This window comes from Clostridium sp., from assembly GCF_050717635.1.
Lineage (GTDB): Bacteria > Bacillota > Clostridia > Clostridiales > Clostridiaceae > Clostridium_AD.
Genome location: NZ_JBOITO010000039.1, coordinates 125,114 through 145,997, shown reverse-complemented (window position 1 = coordinate 145,997; position 20,884 = coordinate 125,114). Strand labels below are relative to the sequence as shown.

21 protein-coding genes are annotated in these 20,884 nt (G+C 29.2%); 20 read left to right on the top strand and 1 reads right to left on the bottom strand.

The features are described 5' to 3' along the window. The first annotated feature begins 1 nt into the window (after nucleotide 1). From ACREWB_RS19600 to ACREWB_RS19545, 12 genes are all read left to right on the top strand, one after another. Nucleotides 2–1,852, top strand: coding sequence for a DUF262 domain-containing protein (locus ACREWB_RS19600; protein WP_431549152.1), 1,851 nt, complete (start codon nucleotides 2–4; stop codon nucleotides 1,850–1,852). Between the two features lie 51 nt (nucleotides 1,853–1,903). Then, the gene (locus ACREWB_RS19595; protein ID WP_431549151.1) at nucleotides 1,904–2,062 is read left to right on the top strand and encodes a hypothetical protein; all 159 of its coding nucleotides are present in this window, start codon (nucleotides 1,904–1,906) and stop codon (nucleotides 2,060–2,062) included. A gap of 166 nt (nucleotides 2,063–2,228) precedes the next feature. Next, the gene (locus tag ACREWB_RS19590; RefSeq protein ID WP_431549150.1) at nucleotides 2,229–2,684 is read left to right on the top strand and encodes an EVE domain-containing protein; all 456 of its coding nucleotides are present in this window, start codon (nucleotides 2,229–2,231) and stop codon (nucleotides 2,682–2,684) included. Nucleotides 2,685–2,777: 93 nt separating this feature from the next. Next, nucleotides 2,778–3,350 carry a Wadjet anti-phage system protein JetD domain-containing protein gene (locus ACREWB_RS19585; RefSeq protein WP_431549149.1) on the top strand — a complete coding sequence of 191 codons (573 nt, stop codon included), beginning with the start codon at nucleotides 2,778–2,780 and terminating at the stop codon, nucleotides 3,348–3,350. Between the two features lie 287 nt (nucleotides 3,351–3,637). Then, complete coding sequence (locus tag ACREWB_RS19580; protein ID WP_431549148.1) at nucleotides 3,638–4,576, top strand: hypothetical protein; 939 nt, start codon at nucleotides 3,638–3,640, stop codon at nucleotides 4,574–4,576. 14 nt (nucleotides 4,577–4,590) lie between these two features. Next, nucleotides 4,591–5,637 carry a GNAT family N-acetyltransferase gene (locus ACREWB_RS19575; protein WP_431549147.1) on the top strand — a complete coding sequence of 349 codons (1,047 nt, stop codon included), beginning with the start codon at nucleotides 4,591–4,593 and terminating at the stop codon, nucleotides 5,635–5,637. Next, entirely contained in the window at nucleotides 5,615–6,016 is a 402-nt protein-coding gene (locus ACREWB_RS19570) for an ASCH domain-containing protein (protein ID WP_431549146.1), read from the top strand. Before ACREWB_RS19575 ends, ACREWB_RS19570 begins: the two co-directional genes overlap by 23 nt. A gap of 314 nt (nucleotides 6,017–6,330) precedes the next feature. Continuing rightward, nucleotides 6,331–8,001 carry an McrB family protein gene (locus tag ACREWB_RS19565; protein ID WP_431549145.1) on the top strand — a complete coding sequence of 557 codons (1,671 nt, stop codon included), beginning with the start codon at nucleotides 6,331–6,333 and terminating at the stop codon, nucleotides 7,999–8,001. Further along, entirely contained in the window at nucleotides 7,976–10,402 is a 2,427-nt protein-coding gene (locus tag ACREWB_RS19560) for a DUF2357 domain-containing protein (protein WP_431549144.1), read from the top strand. Before ACREWB_RS19565 ends, ACREWB_RS19560 begins: the two co-directional genes overlap by 26 nt. A 139-nt stretch (nucleotides 10,403–10,541) precedes the next feature. Beyond that, complete coding sequence (locus ACREWB_RS19555; protein WP_431549143.1) at nucleotides 10,542–11,228, top strand: hypothetical protein; 687 nt, start codon at nucleotides 10,542–10,544, stop codon at nucleotides 11,226–11,228. A gap of 77 nt (nucleotides 11,229–11,305) precedes the next feature. Next, nucleotides 11,306–12,208 (top strand): HipA domain-containing protein, encoded by a 903-nt coding sequence (locus ACREWB_RS19550; protein ID WP_431549142.1) that lies wholly within the window; start codon nucleotides 11,306–11,308, stop codon nucleotides 12,206–12,208. Further along, complete coding sequence (locus tag ACREWB_RS19545; protein WP_431549141.1) at nucleotides 12,208–12,600, top strand: hypothetical protein; 393 nt, start codon at nucleotides 12,208–12,210, stop codon at nucleotides 12,598–12,600. Before ACREWB_RS19550 ends, ACREWB_RS19545 begins: the two co-directional genes overlap by 1 nt. A gap of 193 nt (nucleotides 12,601–12,793) precedes the next feature. On the opposite strand, the gene ACREWB_RS19540 is transcribed toward ACREWB_RS19545, so the two are convergent. Next, a complete protein-coding gene (locus ACREWB_RS19540) occupies nucleotides 12,794–12,979 on the bottom strand; it encodes a hypothetical protein (protein WP_431549140.1) in 186 nt (61 codons plus the stop codon). A gap of 476 nt (nucleotides 12,980–13,455) precedes the next feature. Here ACREWB_RS19540 and ACREWB_RS19535 point away from each other — a divergent pair, with 476 nt between their 5' ends. The 8 genes from ACREWB_RS19535 (at nucleotide 13,456) to ACREWB_RS19500 (ending at nucleotide 20,883) form a co-directional block, all read left to right on the top strand. Next, nucleotides 13,456–14,007: a DUF8727 domain-containing protein gene (locus ACREWB_RS19535; protein ID WP_431549139.1), complete on the top strand. Its 552-nt coding sequence runs from the start codon at nucleotides 13,456–13,458 to the stop codon at nucleotides 14,005–14,007. 154 nt (nucleotides 14,008–14,161) lie between these two features. Next, nucleotides 14,162–14,506 carry a hypothetical protein gene (locus tag ACREWB_RS19530; RefSeq protein ID WP_431549138.1) on the top strand — a complete coding sequence of 115 codons (345 nt, stop codon included), beginning with the start codon at nucleotides 14,162–14,164 and terminating at the stop codon, nucleotides 14,504–14,506. A 20-nt stretch (nucleotides 14,507–14,526) separates the two neighbouring features. After that, a complete protein-coding gene (locus ACREWB_RS19525; protein ID WP_431549137.1) occupies nucleotides 14,527–16,380 on the top strand; it encodes a DUF2357 domain-containing protein in 1,854 nt (617 codons plus the stop codon). A 330-nt stretch (nucleotides 16,381–16,710) separates the two neighbouring features. After that, nucleotides 16,711–17,853, top strand: a complete 1,143-nt coding sequence (locus ACREWB_RS19520) for an AAA family ATPase (protein ID WP_431549136.1) — start codon at nucleotides 16,711–16,713, stop codon at nucleotides 17,851–17,853. 6 nt (nucleotides 17,854–17,859) lie between these two features. Beyond that, nucleotides 17,860–18,096 (top strand): HNH endonuclease family protein, encoded by a 237-nt coding sequence (locus ACREWB_RS19515; protein ID WP_431549135.1) that lies wholly within the window; start codon nucleotides 17,860–17,862, stop codon nucleotides 18,094–18,096. Between the two features lie 819 nt (nucleotides 18,097–18,915). After that, nucleotides 18,916–19,347: a DUF2357 domain-containing protein gene (locus ACREWB_RS19510; RefSeq protein ID WP_431549361.1), complete on the top strand. Its 432-nt coding sequence runs from the start codon at nucleotides 18,916–18,918 to the stop codon at nucleotides 19,345–19,347. Between the two features lie 359 nt (nucleotides 19,348–19,706). After that, on the top strand, nucleotides 19,707–20,042 hold the full coding sequence (locus ACREWB_RS19505) for a helix-turn-helix domain-containing protein (RefSeq protein ID WP_431549134.1): 336 nt from the start codon (nucleotides 19,707–19,709) through the stop codon (nucleotides 20,040–20,042). Then, a complete protein-coding gene (locus ACREWB_RS19500; RefSeq protein ID WP_431549133.1) occupies nucleotides 20,035–20,883 on the top strand; it encodes an ImmA/IrrE family metallo-endopeptidase in 849 nt (282 codons plus the stop codon). The genes ACREWB_RS19505 and ACREWB_RS19500 overlap by 8 nt, the downstream gene beginning before the upstream one ends. Nucleotide 20,884 lies beyond the last annotated feature (1 nt).

The following is a 20,884-nucleotide window of genomic DNA, read 5'->3' as shown; positions in this document are numbered from 1 at the left end:
AATGAACCAGAAACTAAAAAATAAGATTGAAGCGAAGAATACAAGTATTAAAGACTTATTGAAAGGTCAGAAGTTCACCATTGATTATTTTCAGCGTGAATATCGTTGGCAGGCAAAACACATTAAACTTTTGGTAGAAGATTTAACAACTACATTTTTAAAATCATACAGTCTTGGTGACAAAAGGGCGGAAGTACTGAATTATCAAAGCTACTATTTGGGACCGGTGGTTTTTAGTGTAAACTCAGAAAATGGCCAAAAATCAATTATCGACGGACAACAAAGAATTACATCAATTACATTATTACTTATTTATCTCAACCACCAGCAAAAGGAGAGTGAGCAAAAGGTATCCATAGGCGAACTTATTTTTTCAGAACAGTTCGGAGAAAAGTCTTTCAATATGAACGATGAAATGAGAGAACCGTGTTTGAAAGCATTATTTGAATGTGGTGAATATATTGTAAAGGAGGGTGATGATGAAACCGTTCAAAATATGGTTGAACGTTATGAAGATATTCAACAATATTTTCCAGAAGAACTAACTCAAACTGCTTTACCATTTTTTATTGACTGGTTTATAGAAAATGTTGTTATAGTTGAGATAACCGCTTATTCGGATGAAAATGCATATACTATTTTTGAAACAATGAATGACAGAGGGCTTAATCTTACACCAACAGAAATGCTTAAGGGATATGTATTATCTAAAATCACCAGCAAAAATCAACGTAATGAAATAAATGAACTATGGAAAAATGAAATGCAAAAACTGCATGAATACGGTGAAAATACTGATCAGAGTTTTTTTCAGGCTTGGTTTAGGGGCAAATATGCCAAATCTATCAGACCCGGTAAAGTAGGATCAGAAAATCAAGATTTTGAAATAATAGGTTCACGTTTTCAAAATTGGTTTAAGGATAATCACAAAGAATTATTCAATCTCACAGAGCCGAATGAATTTTATACTTTTTTCAAATATCAGTTTCCTTTCTTTGTTAAGTGGTATTTGGTAGCTTGGAATGCTCAGGCTGAATTCGATAAAAGTATGCCTCATACTAACTACATAAATTCATGGGGTATTGCTGAATCATTGCAGGAACCATTGCTGTTGACAGCTATCAATTATGAAGATGATTCTGAGACTATTAAAAATAAAATTGACTTTGTGTCACGCTATATTGAGACCTTTACTGTAAGAAGAGCTATTAACTATCGCAAATTTGGACAAACATCTATCAAGTATACTATGTTTAATGTAGTTAAGCTCATCAGAAACAATGACATTGTTACACTAGGTATTAATCTTTCTAACGAGATAGAAAATATTCCTGAAAACTGGGATGCAGTACCAGAATTTGGCTTGCACGGACAAAATCGGAAGTTTGTAAAGCATCTTCTTTCTCGCATATCGAGCTATATTGATAGTCTTATTGGAAAAGATAATACTTATGTTAATTATCATAATCCAAGTGGAAAACAATTTGAAATTGAACATATTTGGGCTAATAAATTTAAAGAACATAAAGATGAATTTGATCAGGAAAACGAATTTCAGAAATGGAGGAATTCATTAGGTGCTTTAATTCTATTACCGCAGGGAACAAATCAATCGTTCAGTAGTGATAAATATGAAGATAAGATTGAACATTATTTAAAAGAAAATACTTATGCCCAAACATTACATTCAAATTACTATACAAAGAACCCCAACTTTTTAAAATCGGAAGTCATCAAGATTTTAGATTTTAAAGCGCATACTCAATTTAAAAAAGATGATATTATAAGTAGGCAGAAATTGGTTCAGCGTATTTGTGAAAATCTATGGTCCGTTGATTATTTCAAAAAATAAGAAAAGGATATTTTGGACAGGTTTTATATTAGAAATATAAAAGCATTTCAATTGGCTTATGAATTTTTAAAGTCTAATCAATGTAAAATCATTAATGTAAAATATTTTGATGAGCTTATAATTTATATAGATAGTTCAAATAATGATAAATTTGGAGAGCTTTCGATATATGATACAGCAGTAGCAATTGGAATTCAACCTGCATATTAGAGGCTAGCTAAGTGAATTAAAGATGCAAAAAATATATTGTAATGGTTGAAAGAATAGATAAATTTCTGTTTATGGTTATTAAAAGAGGTAGATTTTAATGGTGTTAAGTAATTTTGTAAAGAATGAAACAAAAGTAGTAAGTAACAAAATATAAGGAGTGGTATAAGTGAGGTATTGGTGGATTAATGCGAACCCTGATAGGGAAGATAAAGATGGTGGACCTTGGAGCTGGATTACTAGTATAGCTAAAGATGGCGTAGAACAATGGAATGCTGAAAAATATGATGAAGATGATGTAAAAGGAAGAGAAGGATTAAGACCTAATTTTAACAATGTAAAAATAGGGGATTTAGTTCTTGGATACAATACTAATAAAGAGAAAAAGATTGTAGCTAAAGGAAGAATTGTAAATCATGTTCACCGTCCTTTGGGTGGAGATGGTAGAAGGGTAATTGATATCATTAAAACTGAAGATGCAAAACACCCTGTAAGTTTACAAGATTTGAAAAATATTCCTCAACTTTGTCAATTCACTAAATCTAGAGCTTTACTTGGAACAATTAAAGAAATACACGCAACTCAGTATAAAATGTTAGTCGATATGATGGATAAGGAGGAGTAAATTAATAGAATTAAATGATTTGAATCCAAATTATATTAGGCAGTTGTAGCACTTGTGGCGCTGATACGACAAAATATGAAAGTTTAAACGAGAGTGAAGGTTGATACTGAAACTTTTGTTAGGGATTTTTCAGTTAGGATTTTTAAAGACTCTAAAGTATTTGAGGGGTTAAGTTCTAAGGCGGTAAATCTTATTTATGAATATGGTAATTTCCCTGAAAAGGAACAGGTATTAGGTAATTTAAATATTATAAAAAATCCTACCTATGTAAATTTCAAAGGGGCAGGCAGTATCCTTATTAAGGGGCAAAGAATCAATCTAGCAAACTTTAGTAGTGATATTGCCATCTCATCTTCTATGCTATCAGATATCAATAGAATTGATGTAACTGGTAAGGCTGTTATAACGATTGAAAACTTAACAAGTTTTCAATCGTTCCATGATGAGGAAATATTTGTTATTTATCTTGGAGGATACCATAACAGTGTCAGACGTGAATTTATTAAGAAAATACATCAACAAAATCCAAAGGTGCTTTTTCACCATTTTGGTTATATTGATGCTGGAGGATTTTATATATTGGAACATCTAAAAAATCAAACAGGAGTAGACTTTAAACCATTTAAAATGGATGTAGAAACTTTAAAAGAATATTATACTTATTAGAAAAAACTTACAGATAATGATCGTTGTAGACATTTAAAATTAAATGACAGTCAATATAATGAAGTGATTAGCTATATGCTTGAAAACAACTGCAAGCTAGAACAAGAAGCTATCAATACAAAAGTAGGTTCAGTCGATGCCAATAATGAAAAAAAATGCACTGAGTAGGAATAAAGTTGCGTATATTGTAATTAATTTGAATGTAACATAAAATTATACATTGTATGTAGATAATTGATAAATATGATATAATTATAGTATGATAAGGTAAGTTTGGGGGAATTTAGTTGAAATCTTTTGTAATATGGTATGAAGGAAAAAAAGACAACATTAGCTTAGATATTCATATAAATTTATGGAGAGCTGAAATAAAAAGTAATGGGAAAAGTGAATATTTTTTAGATTTAGGACTGATGATAGAACAAGTATCAGACTTAAAAACGATAAATATAGTATTTCCTTTTAAGTTTAAAAGAGATGACTTTTGTGATTTAGGAAAAGTATTAATATCTGATAGGAAGATAGTAAATGCAATATTCAATAATGAATGTAATAAAATTGATTTAAGTGAGCCTAAAAAAGTTCTAGTTCAAAATGGTGCAGAAAAATTTCATATATACTCTTTAGAAGACGAATTCAATGAAAGAATAGTAATAACAGAAAATAAAAGTGTTTCGTTATTGGCAATTAATATGGATATTCAAGACGAAATAAACAGCTGTTATATAAGATTTAGAGTACAGGGAGAAGGTGTAAACAGTATGGTTGAAGAGCATAAATTAAAGTTTACATCGTTTCAAAGTGCTTTTAAAATTACTGAATGTATTGATTTTAGACTGAATGAAAAAAGGTCTATTAGTGATGATATTTTAGAAAAGATAAACAAAGCTAATGAATTCACAATAAAAAAAGTGCACTTTTTATTGTTAATAGATATAGATAATAAATTAGAATGTACAGGGTTGAAATACTCGAGTAGAAAATTAGAAGATGATATCTGGAATAATTATATAACTGAAAAGTATAAATCTGAAAATTTAATAGCATATCATTGGAAGGAGAAAGCTGAGGTAAATAAAAAAATTGAATCTTTTAATTCACTTATAAGAATAAAGATAGATAAATGTAATTGGGTTACAATTTTTTGTTATGTAATGGTAGTTTTTATATTGAACATAACATCTAATTTTTTATTTCAAGGGCTAAAAAATATATTAAATTTGTAGAGGGTGGATGGTAAATGGGGAATTTAAAGTACCGATTATTGAGTGATGTAAACTTAAATAGCAGGTTTTTTGATAGTCTGAAAGAGGATTATAAAGAGTTTGTAACTTGGTTTAATAAGAAAATCTTAACTAATGCATCTGCATATATTTTTGAGGATAATGACGATATAATAGGTTTCTTATATTTAAAAGAAGAAGTAGGACCCATAAAAGATGTTAATCCTATCATTGAAGGTGATAAGATTTTAAAAATAGGAACAATGAAAATTGATGCTCATGGAACTAAATTAGGAGAAAAATTTATAAAAAAGGTATTAGATAATGCAATTGAAAAAAATATTTCTAAAATTTATGTAACTGTTTTTGATAAGCACGATAGCTTAATTGATTTATACAAAAAATATGGATTTAATGAATATGGACAAAAGGAAACGTCGAGTGGCACAGAAATAGTTTTATTAAAAAATTTAAATAATATCGTTGAAGATATTCTGAAAATATACCCTAAATTCAGAATATCAGGGGTAAAGAAGTATGTATTAAGCATATATCCTAAATATCATACTAAATTATTTCCAGATTCAATATTAAAAGGTGAGGAGTATGATTTAATAAAAGATGTTGCTTATACAAATAGTATACATAAAATTTATGCTTGTAATATGTCAGTGGGGCAACTGCAAAAAGGAGATATTATTTTGGTATACAGGACAAATGATGGAAGTGGTCCGGCCAAATTTAGATCCGTAATTACAAGCGTATGTGTGGTGGAGGAATTGATGTCAAAGAATGAATTTAATGATTTTGAAGAATTTTATGATTATAGCAATAAATATAGCATTTTTGATAGAAATGATTTGGAAAGGTGTTATAATAAGGATAGTTGTTATGTGATAAAAATGACTTATAATGCTATATTGAATAAAAAAGTAATAAATAATGACCTTAAAGAGATTATGGATGTTGTACCTAATTATTGGGGTTTTTTTACTTTAACAGATAAAGAATTTGCTAAAATATTAGAAAAAGGTGAGGTATATGAAAGTTTTATTATCAATTAAACCAGAATTTGTTGAAAAAATATTAAGTGGAAGCAAAAAATATGAATATAGAAGAAGATTATTTAAGAAGGAAGTTGAGTCAGTGTTAATATATTCTACAAAACCAGAAGGGGTTGTAGTTGGAGAATTTACAATAGAAAAACTTATATGTAAAGATAAAAAAGAACTATGGAGGGAAAGCAAAGAATTTTCTGGCATTGGTTACAAGCATTATCAAAATTATTTTAAAGGTTGTAAGGAAGCTTGTGCTATTCAAATTAAATCCGTTTACATTTATAAAACTCCGAAAATGCTAAGTGAAATTAAAATGGGGTTGAAAGCTCCTCAATCATTTTGTTATATTTATGAGGATAGTGAGTTCATTTGTACACTTTTATAAAGTAATATAGAGGTAGCAAATTCAGTTATTCTTCCTTCACAATGCTAATGGATAGCGGTGTGTTCATGTCGAAAGATAATTATTAGAAGTGAGATAATTTTTGATGGGAGTTTTTATACGAAGTTGAATAGAAAAATTGACAAGGTCTGAAAAGAATGGAAACACAAAAAATAGTAAAAGGGATTTCTCAGCAGAGAAATCCCTTAAAACATGCCTAGATTATACGAATAACCAGAATGAATCAAAAACCTAGACGGATATTATCCTCAATTATGGTATAATTACCATATGATAAAGTAAAGTAGGTGTAATAAATGGAGAAAATCAAACATGATTCATGGATCGATACGACTAAAGAGAATAAGAATTTTTTAGCAAGAAAAACTGCAGATAAGAGTACTTTTAAATATGGGACAACAATACCACTGAGATATCATAAGGTCTTTCTAGATAACTTATCAGATAAACTAACTTTTGGAAAAAGTATAAAGATAAAGCTATTTATAAGTAACAAAGAGTTTCCTGCTATAGTTTACTGGCCAAGTTCTAAAGGAAGATCCGGAATTACAGTGCAGATTAGATATACCAATAAATTACTGTTAGAGGTCTTAAAAGAAAAACTGGAAGTAAGTTATGATTATATTGTTCAATATGAAAAAGAAAATGATAAGAAGCCTACAACTATTCCAGAAGAATATCAAGAATACATAGATTTCTATAAAGGTGATAAAATAGATACTTTTATACTTGAGCTTATTCCTAAATCAAAGGGTAAACCAGAAGATGAGGAATTAGAGGATGAAGTGATTTTAGAAGATGAATTAGACAATGAATTTGTAGCTGTAAATAGCATCAATGAAGAAGTTACATATATTCATAACTACATAACAAGTAAAGGTTTTTATTATACTAAAGAAATGATTACTAATTTTTATCTTAGTTTAAAAACAAAACCTTTTGTTATTCTCTCAGGAATTTCAGGCACTGGGAAAAGTAAAATAGTAGAGCTATTTGCGCAGGCAGTTGGAGCAAATAAAGATAATGAAAGATTTAAACTAGTACCTGTTAGACCAGATTGGTCAGATGCTACAGATCTATTAGGCTACAGAAATATTGAAAGTAAGTTTATACCAGGTATTGTTATTGAAGCTGCCTATGAAGCTATGAAGAATGTAGAAAAGCCTTATTTTCTATGTCTAGATGAAATGAATTTAGCAAGAGTGGAGTATTATTTTAGTGATATTTTATCATCTATGGAAACAAGAAGTATTGCGGATGATGAAATTATCACTCAGAAATTATTAAGCAAAGCGCAATTTGGAAAAGATGAAAGAGCCTATGATAAATATGGTGATGTTTATATTCCACAGAACCTATATATAATTGGCACTGTAAATATGGATGAGACCACTTTTCCTTTTAGTAAAAAAGTATTAGATAGAGCTAACACTATAGAATTCAACAAGGTAGATTTAATCTACAATTTTGATGAAGTAAAGCTGGAGGAGTTTTCACCTAAAAACTATCATAATGATTTTTTAAAGTCGCATTACTTAAAAATATCTGACTGCAGGGATGAAAAAGAAATAGCAACTTTGGTTATAAATAAATTAATTGGAATAAACAATATACTTGAGATGTATCAAGAGCATTTTGCTTATAGGGTACGGGATGAAATAGTATTTTATGTTATCTATGCTACATCCAGCGAATTATTGTCCTTTAATAAAGCTATGGACTATTCTATTGTTCAAAAAATATTACCGAAAATATGTGGTAGTGGCTCGGAAGTACTAGATATATTGGTAGAATTATTTAATTATTTAAATAACACTAAACACAAAAATAATGGATATATAGAAGATGAGCAAATAAAGATCATGGAAAATCAATGCGTAACTGGTGAATATGAATTAAGTAGTGAAAAAATTATGTATATGATCAGGAGGTTTTTGAGAGATGGATTCACAACCTTCTGGCAATGATTCTGAGCTATTGTTTATAGAAACAGATGAGGTTTATTTTTCAATAAAGGGAAATGAGGGTGCTGCTGAATATGGTGAGTCAAAATCACTTACTATTATTGTAGAAGGCATAGAACTAATAGATGACATTTATAAGTGTCTTTATTTTAAGGAATATACTAATTATGAAATAGTAATTCAAAGAAAGAATAAAACTGAAATAGAGTTTTATCATGAAAATCCTAACATAAGAAATAAAGTAACACCTACAGGGAGAGGTGGAAATATCTTAAGTGGAATAATAAATTTCAGAGGGGATATAGGTTATTCAGATATTTTTATAAGGGTAAATGGCAAGCCTCATATGAAAATAATTATAGAGGTACTACCTAGTAAAATTGATTATAAAGAAGATTATGAAGCAATACTTAAGGATGTTAATGAGGAAATATATAATTTAGCTTATGGTTTTCTAAGTAGAACCTATCTAGGTGCAGAGTTAAATAATAAAAAATCTAATAGCTATACTGAGTTTTACAGCATACTAAACTATGTTTATGATAAATTAATGAAGGCTATTAATATAGTATTATGGAAGCCCCATCATGAGCTAATAAAGCATAGTAAGGTGTGTAAATATGAAAGCCTAAAGAATATAAGTATGGATACTATTAAATGGCTAGAGAAAAGACCTCATTTATTAAAAAATGTAGACGGCAGGTACATTCCAATGCAGGCGCTGCAGGTAACAAAGGTGGTTACCTTAGACACAAAGGAAAATAGATTTCTAAAGTTTATGCTTATAAAGATAACTGAAAAGATAGATAGTTTCGTAAGAACTTATTCAGCCACTCCTTGGAATAAAAATGAGGAAATTATTAACAAATTAAACATCATGAAGAAAGCAATAAATAGTAAACTGAAAACCTCATTTTTAGATGAGGTAGGTAGTGATTATAGAAATAATTCTATATCCTTAGTCTTTAATATGGCTAGTGGATATAGAGAAATCTACAAATACTATTTAATGCTACAAAAGGGACTAAGTATTAATAGTAATATATTTTCCTTATCAATGAAGGAGCTTAGTTTGCTATATGAGTATTGGTGTTTTATAAAGATAAGCTCATTACTTAAGAAGAGATATAAGCTAATAAGTTCAGATTTTATAACTGTTAACAGAGATGGGATATTTGTATCACTTAAAAAAGGTGTAACATCCACATTAGAATTTGAAAACCTAAAAACAAGAGAAACCTTCAAGGTCTGCTATAATTCCTTTAAATCCAACAACTCAAATTCTAAAAATGAGGGAAGTAAAACAATAACGCAAAAGCCGGATAACCTATTAGCTATAAATAAGTTAGGTAGCGATAAGTCCTACGAATTTGTATTTGATGCTAAGTATAAGATAGAAACATCTATAGAATATCAGAATAGTTATGGTGGTATTGGACCTAAGGAAGAGGATATAAATACTATGCACAGGTATAGAGATGCCATAGTACATAAAAATCAGAAAACAGGTGCTTATGACAATTCTGTATTTGGAGCTTTTGTATTATTTCCATATAAAGATGAAGAGAAATACAAAGGTCATGACTTTTACAAGAGCATAGAGGAAGTAAATATAGGAGGTATTCCATTTTTGCCTTCGACTACGGGCCTCATGGAAGAGTTTCTAGATAAATTAATAAATGAATCTTCTTACTCTATATTTGAAAGATCACTTGATTCTTTAGGACGAGAGAATTATATAAAAGATGAATATTTTAAGGATAGAACCGTGCTTGTAGGATCACTACGAAATAAAGAGCAACTTAACATAAATCTAAAAGGTAAGTTTTATCATACCAAATGCAGCAACATAAATCTAGTAGAGCATAATATTAAGTTTGTAGCTTTAGCTCAGTCAAAGAGAAGTTTTGCAACTGAGGCGGGAATAACTTATTATGGTAAGGTAGTAGATATAAAAGTAGTTAAAAGAAATAAGATAGTGGAAATCCCAAGTGACTCTGAAGAGGATTATTATGTTTTTAAAATAGAAGAATGGAAGAGGCTAGATAGAAAAATAGAAGTAAAAGGCTATCAGGTGGTAAGGGTGATGTACACTACGGAATACTTACTTAATAATGCTGAAATAGTTACGGAGCTTTGCATTAAATCTAAAGAAGAATATAGGTTATGGCAAGAGCTTAAGAGGGTAAGTTCTTTGACTGAAACAGAAACTTCGAGGGATATAAATAAGGATAGCGGTATTAAGGGGTTTTCTATAGAGGGAATGAGGATAGGTATAAGTGATGGGGAAATTCATGTGGAGTGCAATGGGAATTCGTATGAATTTAGTGTGGAGGAGTTTAGTAAAAGGCCTAGAGGGGTAATGGAGAGGATAATTGATATTGGTAGGGGTGTGCCTAATTAATCAGTATATTTTTTTGAAATTGTTTATCAATATCTACATAGATATATAAGAACATATACTAGTTTTTAGAATAAGTAGTTGATCCATACATGTTTTTATGATAAGATCGGATCAATTATTTAAAGACAAGGAGAATAGTATGGATAATTATATATTTCTAACCCACGAAGGATATACATTTATGCCAAATTCAGAATCAGATGTACCAGATATAGAAAATTTACAGGTCATAGGAATTTCTAAAGGAGAAAACCCAAAAGAGGCTTTTTATAACTTAATGAGCCAGAGCGAGAATTTGATGGAAACATCTTTTGATGAGATTTTTTGTTATAAGCTATCTAATAATTATAAGGAGTCCTATTTAGAATTTAGTATAAAAGATGATTATGATATTAAGCTATATAAGCATAAAGAAACTAATAGGTTAATAGATAAAATAAAAGAAGATATGAATTTAGATATAACTGAAAGTCATATGGTGTTAAATGCTATTTTTAATATGGTGAATAATAAATTTTCCATAGCTTACGATATTATTATGAATGAGCGCCATTGTAATTATTATTTAGATGTTAATAACTACTATGAACTTTCTTGCTGTCTCTGCGATGATGAAGGGTTGTGGGAGAATAAAGATTATTGTGAAAGCTTAGATGAATTTTTATTAAAAGAACATAATGAGAGTGAATTAATGCAAAGGTTTAAGAAGGAAGGCTGGTTTATTGAAAATGGATTTGCTATATGTTTGGATGAAGACGTCATCATTGAAATTTATGATGCGTTTAAAAAGCAAAATAGAGGTGAAAGGCAAAATTTATATTATTAATATAATTAACATGGGATTAAGTCGTGATTTAAGGTACAATATAGAATAGATATATAAGAATTATGAGGTGAAATAATATGTGTATGCTTATTGATTTTGATCATTGGGATGTAGATGAAGATTCTCCTTTTGGAAGTGGAGCCAGTGAGAAAAAATGGCTTATTAATTCTGAAACAAAGCAAAAGGGTATATTTAAGTTTCCGAAGGGTGTAGATATAGGAAAGCCTACAGGTGAATATTGGGCCGAAAAAATTGCGAGTCAAATAGCTGAAGTTCTGGGTATAGAATGTGCTAAAGTAGATATAGGAATATTTAGAGGCAGAGTAGGGTCTATGAGTTATATGATATTAAAAGAAGAAGAAGAACTAATAGAAGGAATTCAATATATTACCAATATATACAAAGAGTATAATCAAGATAAATTTATTGATTATGTAACAGAAGAACCCTATTCCATAAACATGATACTCCAATCAATTAAGAAAACAGGCTTAGGAAATGATTTTTTAAATATTCCTATATTTGATGCACTAATAGGTAATAGTGATAGACATCACAGCAATTGGGGTATAGTAAGGAATAAAATAAATGGAGAAATAAGAATATCACCATTATATGATAATGGGTCATCATTATGTTGCCTTATTAATCCCAAAGATGTTCAAAATTTTTTAAGGGATAAGACTAGGCTTGAATCATTAATTTTCAGTAAGTCAAAATCTATGATAAGATGGTCAAAGCCTAATAGAATAGGGCATTTTGAGTTAGCTCAGCATATTAAAGACAATTATTATGATGGAACGATTTCCATAGTGGATAAGATAAGAGATGATTTAAGTAATACTAAAATAAAAGATATTATAGGTGGGTATGATGATATAATAATTAACCCCAGGATTAAAGAATTACTTTATGTTTTTTTAATACGGAGAAGAAAAAAAATTATAGATATTTATTATGGAGAAGAGGAGGGTGAATAATGAGTAGTATTAATACTAGAGATTATCTTTATTTAATTTGGAAAGATTACAAAACTAGACAAAAATATATTATTGGAGAGTTATCCAAAAATGGTAAATATATGTTTAAGTATAGGATTAACGATGTAGATAATGCAATTAAAAATGGCTTTGAACCATTAATAGCATTTTCAAATATAAATGAAGTTTATGAAAGTTATGATATGTTTCCAGCCTTTTCAAGTAGATTACCGGATAAGAGAAGAAAAGATGTAAAAGAAATACTAGCTAAATATGAGTTAGAAAAATATGATGCATTTGAACTTTTAAAGAAAAGCGGGGGGAAACTACCTATAGACAGTTTGGAATTTATAGAGTCCATATATTTAGATGAAAAAATAGCAAGGAGTTAACTTGCAGTCACCTCCTAACTCCTCGGGTAAGTGACAAAGCAAGTGGGCTGCATGCATCCCACTAGGGTAACTGTGACTTGGGAAAAACAGTAAACTGATTAAGTGGGATTTAGAGTGAGTATCAGTGGCTGGAGTAGTGGAAAAAGAAAAGAACATAGAAAATAGTAAAAGAGATTTCTGAATAAGGGATCTCTTAAAACATATCTAGATTAAAGCAGTTAAGTAACATATATCTAACTAAACTCTTTGTTATTCTCTCGGGAATTTCAGGCACTGGGAAAAGTAAAATAGTAGAGCTATTTGCACAGGCGGCTTCTGCAAATAAAGATAATGAAAGATTTAAACTTGTACCTGTTAGACCAGATTGGTTAGATGCCACAGATCTATTAGGCTACAGAAATATCGAAAGTAAGTTTACCCAGGTATTGTTATTGAAGATGTCTATGAAGCTATGAAGAATGTAGAAAAGCCTTATTTTCTATGTCTTGATGAAATGAATTTAGCAAGAGTGGAGTATTATTTCAGTGATATTTTATTTTATAGGAAATTATAAAATTTTTAATTTATCAATAACTTTTCAAAATTTAAATAGCTGAAAATAAAAATGTTCCTTAAGCTATTTTAGAATTTTATAATTTCCATCCTTTAGCACGCTGAAAAGTCATATGTTGCGAATAATGCTATTTGAACGAACTTAGCAAATATTAATTTATTTTATTGGAATATCCGTTAAGAAAATCACATGTTTGAGCGATAGCGAGTTTGTGATTTTTAGGATATTTTAAGAAAATAAGTTTAGAGTTGATTAGTGAAGTGAATTAGCATTTCTAGCAATATATGATTTTGGTCTCATCTATGGAAACAAGAAGCATAGTGGAGGATGAAATTATCACTCAAAAGTTATTAAGCAAAGCTCAATTTGGAAAAGATGAAAGAGCCTACGATAAATATGGTGATGTTTATATTCCACAGAATCTATATATAATTAGCACTGTAAATATGGACGAGACTACCTTCCCTTTTAGTAAAAAAGTATTAGATAGAGCTAACACTATAGAATTCAATAAGGTAGATTTAATCTACAATTTTGATGAAGTAAAGTTAGAAGAGGTTTTACCTAAAAACTATCATAATGACTTTTTAAAATCCCATTACTTAAAAATATCTGACTGCAGGAATGAAAAAGAAATAGCAACTTTGGTTATAGATAAGTTAATTGGAATAAACAATATATCTCAGAAGTACCAGCAACATTTTGCTTATAGGGTACGGGATGAGATAGTATTTTATGTTATCTACGCTACATCCAGCGAATTATTGTCCTTTAATAAAGCTATGGATTATTCTATTGTACAAAAGATATTACCTAAAATATGTGGCAGCGGCTCCGAAGTACTAGATATATAGGTAGATTTATTTAATTATTTAAATAACACTAAACACAAAAATAATAGATATATAGAAGATGAGCAATTAAAGATTATGGAAAATCAATGCATTGCTGGTGAATATAAATTAAGTAGTGAAAAAATCATGTATATGATCAGGAGGTTTTTGAGAGATGGATTCACAACCTTCTGGCAATGATTCTGAGCTATTATTTATAGAAACAGATGAGGTTTATTTTTCAATAAAGGGAAATAGGGACGCTGCTGAATATGGTGAGACAAAATCACTTACTATTATTGTAGAAGGCATAGAACTAATAGGTGATAGTTATAAGTGTCTTTATTTTAAGGAATACACTAATTATGAAATAGTGATCCAAAGAAAGAATAAAACTGAAATAAAGTTTTATCATGAAAATCCTAACATAAGAAATGAAGTAACACCAACAGGTAGAGGTGGCAATATTTTAAGTGGAATAATAAATCTAATAGCTATACTGAGTTTTACAGCATACTAAATTATGTTTATGATGAATTAATGAAGACCATTAATATAGTATTATGGAAGCTCCATCATGAGCTAATAAAGCATAGTAGGGTATGTAAATATGAAAGCCTAAAGAATATAAGTATGGATGCTATAAAATGGCTAGAGAAAAGACCACATTTATTAAAGACTATAGATGGTAGGTATATTCCTATGCAGGCGCTGCAGGTAACAAAGAAGGTTACCCTAGATACAAAAGAAAATAGGTTTCTAAAGTTTATGCTAATAAAGATAACTGAAAAGATAGATAGTTTCGTAAGAACTTATTCAGCAACACCTTGGAAAAAGAATGAGGACATTATAAATAAATTGAACATCATGAAGAAAGCGATAAATAGTAAACTGAAAACTTCATTTTTAGATGAAGTAGATAGTGATTATAGAAATAATTCTATATCCTTAGTCTTTAATATGGCTAGTGGATATAGAGAAATTTATAAATACTATTTGATGCTACAAAAGGGACTAAGTATTAATAGTAATATATTCTCCTTATCAATGAAGGAGCTTAGTTTACTGTATGAGTATTGGTGTTTTATAAAGATAAGTTCTCTACTTAAGAAGAGGTATAAGCTAATAAGTTCAGATTTTATAACTGTTAATAGGGATGGGATATTTGTATCGCTTAAAAAAGGTGTAACCTCAACATTAGAATTTGAAAACCCAAAAACAAGAGAAACCTTCAAGGTCTGTTATAATTCCTTTAAATCCAACAACTCAAATTCTAAAAATGAGGGAAGTAAAACAATAACGCAAAAGCCTGATAACCTATTAGCTATAAATAAATTAGGTAGCGATAAGTCCTACGAATTTGTATTTGATGCAAAGTATAAGATAGAAACATCAATAGAATATCAGAATAGTTATGGTGGTATTGGTCCTAAGGAGGAGGATATAAATACTATGCACTTGTGCAGAGATGCCATAGTACATAAAAATCAGAAAACAGGTGCTTATGACAATTCTGTATTTGGAGCTTTTGTATTATTTCCATATAAAGATGAAGAGGAATACAAAAGTCATGACTTCTACAAGAGCATAGAGGAAGTAAACATAGGTGGTATTCCATTTCTACCTTCGACTACGGGGCTCATGGAGGAGTTTTTAGATAAGCTGATAAATGAATCCTCTTACTCTATATTTGAAAGGTCACTTGATTCCTTGGGACGAGAGAATTATATAAAAGCTGAGTACTTTAAGGACAGAACAGTTCTTGTAGGATCTTTAAGAAATAAAGAGCAACTTGATATAAATCTAAAAGGAAAGTTTTATCACACCAAATGCAGCAACATTAATTTAGTAGAACATAATATTAAGTTTGTAGCTTTAGCTCAGTCAAAGAGAAGTTTTGCAGCTGAAGCTGGCATAACTTATTATGGCAAGGTAGTAGATATAAAAGTTGTGAAAAGAAATAAGATAGTGGAAATCCCAAGTGATTCGCAGGAGGATTATTATGTTTTTAAAATAGAAGAATGGAAGAGGCTAGATAGAAAAATAGAAGTAAAAGGCTATCAGGTGGTAAGGGTCATGTACACTACGGAATACTTACTTAATAATGCTGAAATAGTTACGGAGCTTTGCATTAAATCTAAAGAAGAGTATAGATTATGGCAGGAGCTTAAGAGGGTAAGTTCTTTGACTGAAACAGAAACTTCGAGGGATATAAATAAGGATAGCGGTATTAAGGGGTTTTCTATAGAGGGAATGAGGATAGGTATAAGTGATGGGGAAATTCATGTAGAGTGCAATGGGAATTCGTATGAATTTAGTGTGGAGGAGTTTAGTAAAAGGCCTAGAGGGGTAATGGAGAGGATAATTGATATTGGGAGGGGTGTTTCTACTTAAGGGAATTTTTTGAAAATAATCATTTAGACTCAAATGATTATTTTCAAAGTAGTAGAAATAATAACACTTCCATCTTTTATTTCAACAACATTAACCTATTGTGAATTATTTTTATGGATTCCTTTGATGGGTTCAAGTAATTAAGGTATAATACTATTAAGCACATGATTAATGTATATAGGATATATAAATAACAATTTATATATCTTTGAAAAAAATATATAATAGCAAAATAGTTAGTGATATCATTATAGATATAGGTGCATTAAATGAGAAATATATTTTATTAAAAATGGTGTAATTAATAATTTGATATGGAGGTGAATAAAAATGAAATTGAAAAAAATTAAATTCGTTAATCATAAAATACTAAATAATTTAGAAGTGAATTTTTGTGGTAGTAACGGGATTCCTTTAAATACTGTAGTTATAATCGGTAATAACGGAACAGGTAAGACTACCCTTCTAAAGAGTTTATTCGATTCTTTTGAAGTTGATGGTAAGGGATATAATGCAAAAAACTTACTGGATGTTGAGTTACACCCTGATTGTTTTTATACACATGTTCAACTTGATGAGGCCGAAGTAGGAATGTTAGATCCTGATAATATGGATCTCAATATTGATAAAGACACTCCTAAAGTGGTTTATATGCCAGCAGAAATTAATTTCGATAAACTTAAAAAAGTAGATAATACATTTAAGTTTTACCCTGAGTTTTTAAATATAGTAGATCAAAGCATAACGGGAAATATTCCTTCATTTATAGCTACGAAGATAAATAAAGAAATATTTAAGAATAGAAATAAAATTATAGGTGAAGTAATAGATAAAGTATGTGATGAAATAAACAGTGTTTTTTCTATTATGGAAATAGATGTTAAACTTATAGGTTTATCAGAAGACGAAGACACAAAGCCAATTTTCAGAAATAGCTTAGGAAAAGAATTTGATATTAATGGGTTGTCTTCAGGTGAAAAACAACTATTTTTAAGAGGATTATCTTTGAAATTTTTAGAGGTTAATAATTCAATTATATTAATTGATGAACCTGAAATATCTCTTCATCCAGAGTGGCAGCAAAAGATAATAAAGGTTTATGAAAATATAGGAACTAACAATCAGTTGATAGTTGCGACTCATTCTCCACATATTATAGGAGATATTAAAGCAGAGCAGCTAAGAATATTGATTAAGGATAAAAATGGAGTATCATTATTTGATAATGATAAAATAGATGAGACTTATGGGCATACCATTGAAAATATCTTAAAAACTACAATGAAATTAGAAAATGTGAGGAATGATGATATTTCAGCGAGGCTTAAAAAGGTATTAGATTTATTACAAAATGATCTATTTGAAACACCCGAATTCAATGAAAGTTTTGATTATCTAAGAAAGTATTTAGGGGATTTTGATAAGGATATAATGCTTATTAACTTAGAAAAATCAAGAAGGAAAAGAAGGTAGAAATTAATGTTAAGAATAAATAAAAATAAAGAACCGGATTTCCTTCTCAAATTTAAGAGAATAAATATTCCAAAGGATTGGTATGACTATAATAATGGAACTATAAAGAGTGAGATTAAGAATTTTATTTTAGAAAATGAGCAAAGTAAATACTGTCCTTATTGTGAAAAATCAATTTATAACATTAATGAAGGACATATAGAACATATTAGGCCTAGGGATCTATTTCCACAGTTATTTTAACAATATAATAATTTAATAGTTTCTTGTAATGAAAAAAATAGTTGTGGAAGTGTAAAAAGAAATAAACATTCAGAGAAATTTATTAATCCAGTAATTGAAAACCCGAAAGACTTTCTTACCTATAACCTAGCAAGTGGAGAAATAATTCCAATATATAAAGATGTAGAGGATATAAGAAACAAAAGAGCGTCATATACAATTAAACTTTTAAATCTTAATAATTACGTTTTAAAAGATGCAAGGAAGAATCTGATACAAATTCTAGAAGTATATAGAGAAAATTATGATGAAATTTCAGATTATCTACAATACTTTTTAGATGATGGTCATAACTTTCCAAGTCTAATAAGATTCTATATGGAAGGATAAGGTATATGATATTAATCTACAAGGATGAATAGAAAAAGGATTAGGATGGAAAATAAAGAATTGGAAAGTAAAAACTTCCAGTTTTTACTACGATCTCGGAGGTTGTTATATACAAATTATGGCCCTAAACTCTTGATTGAGCTTAGGGCTTTATTTTATGGAAGAAGTTTATTTTTCAATAAAAGGGAATAATGCCGCTACTGGATAAGGTGAGTCAAAATCACTTACTACTATTATAGAAGGTAAAGAGTGTGTAGATGAAATTAATCGATGTATTTACTTAAGGAATTCACTAATTAAGAAATATTAATTAAAAGAAAGATATTGCAAGCGAGTAAAGAGAAATTTAGAAATTCCATTTAATAATACAAAAGGGATTAAGTAGTTGGCTGGTACGACCCCGTAGTAAAATTTGGGAATGTATGTGGACAAGTTTTACTTTCTAATGAAATAGTAATCCAAAGAAAAAATAAAACTGAAATAGAGTTTTATCATGAAAATCCTAACATAAGAAATAAAGTAACGCCTACTGGTAGAGGTGGCAATATCTTAAGTGGGATAATAAATTTCAGAGGGGATATAGGTTATTCAGATATTTTTATAAATGTAAATGGCAAGTCTCATATGAAAATAATTATAGAGGTGCTACCTAGTAAAATTGATTATAAAGAAGATTATGAAGCAATACTAAGGGATGTTAACGAGGAAATATATAATTTAGCTTATGGGTTTCTAAGTAGAACCTATCTAGGGGCTGAGATAAATAATAAAAAATCTAATAGCTATACTGAGTTCTACAGCATACTAAAATATGTTTATGATAAATTAATGAAGGCCATTAATATAGTATTATGGAAGCCCCATCATGTTATTTGTAAATGAAGGGGCTGATACTAGGGTAGTTAAACAATTACCTTTGAAATATCAATAATGAAAATTTTGAAAAACAACTATTTCAGCGGAGACAGAGAAGAATTATATAGAAACTAAGTTGAAGGTGAAACTTACCATTAGCAATCTCACTTGTTCCTCTTTCAAAAGCACCCCTGGGGTGCTTATTTTTACATGTATGTAAAAGTAAACCTCCAAAGTTTAAAAATGGTTGCATTTTTCATATAGAATTAATTTTGATTAATAAAAAGAAATATGATAATACTATTAATATAACATTTACTATAAACGTCGCGTATAGTATAATATAGTTAATGGAGTAAATGATTTATTTACTAGGAGGGGAAAACATGAATTTTTTTGAATGTGTTGGAAATAATATTTTAGAGGTGTTATTAGAGCAAAATATAAGTCAGACTCAGTTAGCTGAAAAAATTGGAGTGTCTAAGCAGGTTATGGGTAAAATCGTTAAAGGTCAAAAATCCATTAATGCACTGGAAATAAAAAAAATATCAGAAGCTTTATATATTACGATTGACAGGCTTCTTGAAGAGAAGGAAGAGTTAAAAGAAGAGCCAGTTTTAATGTTTATGGGTAAAGTCAAACAAGAAACTAAAAAAGATATAGAGTTTTTAAGTTTAGTAATAGGTGAAATAATAGCAATGGAGGAAGCCCTTAATGATTAAAAATAAGTTTTTTAGTTCATTAACAGACGAAGAGATAAAAGAAATTCTAGATAAAGTTAATAGGTGTTTAGGGGAATATAAGAAAAGTAATAGGATAATTAAAGAGGATGTGTTTAAGATTTTAGAGATGAATTGTAAAACACTGTATTATCCAATAAAAGATGATGATATTTGTGGATTTGTCTATAAGCTTAAGGATCATAAAATAGCATGTATAAATTCATCCATTCCAATGGAAAAGCAAGTGTTTGCTGCAGCACATGAGTTATATCATATATTATATTCGGATATAGAGAATGGTGAGATTGTAAACAGTGAAGTACTGGATGAAAAAATACCCGCTAATGAAATGAGTAAAGAAGATTTTAAAGCCAATAAATTTGCAGCAGAATTTTTAGTTCCTGAAGAAGTATTTAGAAATGAGTTAAGTATAAGGAATATTAAAAAAGATTTCATAGAGCTAAAAAAAATTGTAGAACTTATGGATGTGTTTTTAGTACCATATAAAACGCTAGTTAGAAGATTATATGAAATAGATTATATATCTTTATTCAAATGTAATGAGTTCTTAAATGAAGAAGATAGAAAAGAAGATAAAGGGGTTATGCTTTGGCAAAAGAGACTTGGTCTATGTAAGAGGAATAATGAAAGAACTAAGGAGATTAAGTTAGATAAATTAGTAGATATGTCTTTAGAATTATATGATAAGGGTCAAATAACCTATGAGAAATTAAATTATTTGCTAGGATTATCTAATTTAAATCCTAGTGAATTTAATATATTTGAACAAAAATATGAGTTTCCTCAAGAAGATGAAATCCTAAGGATTATGGAGGAATAAG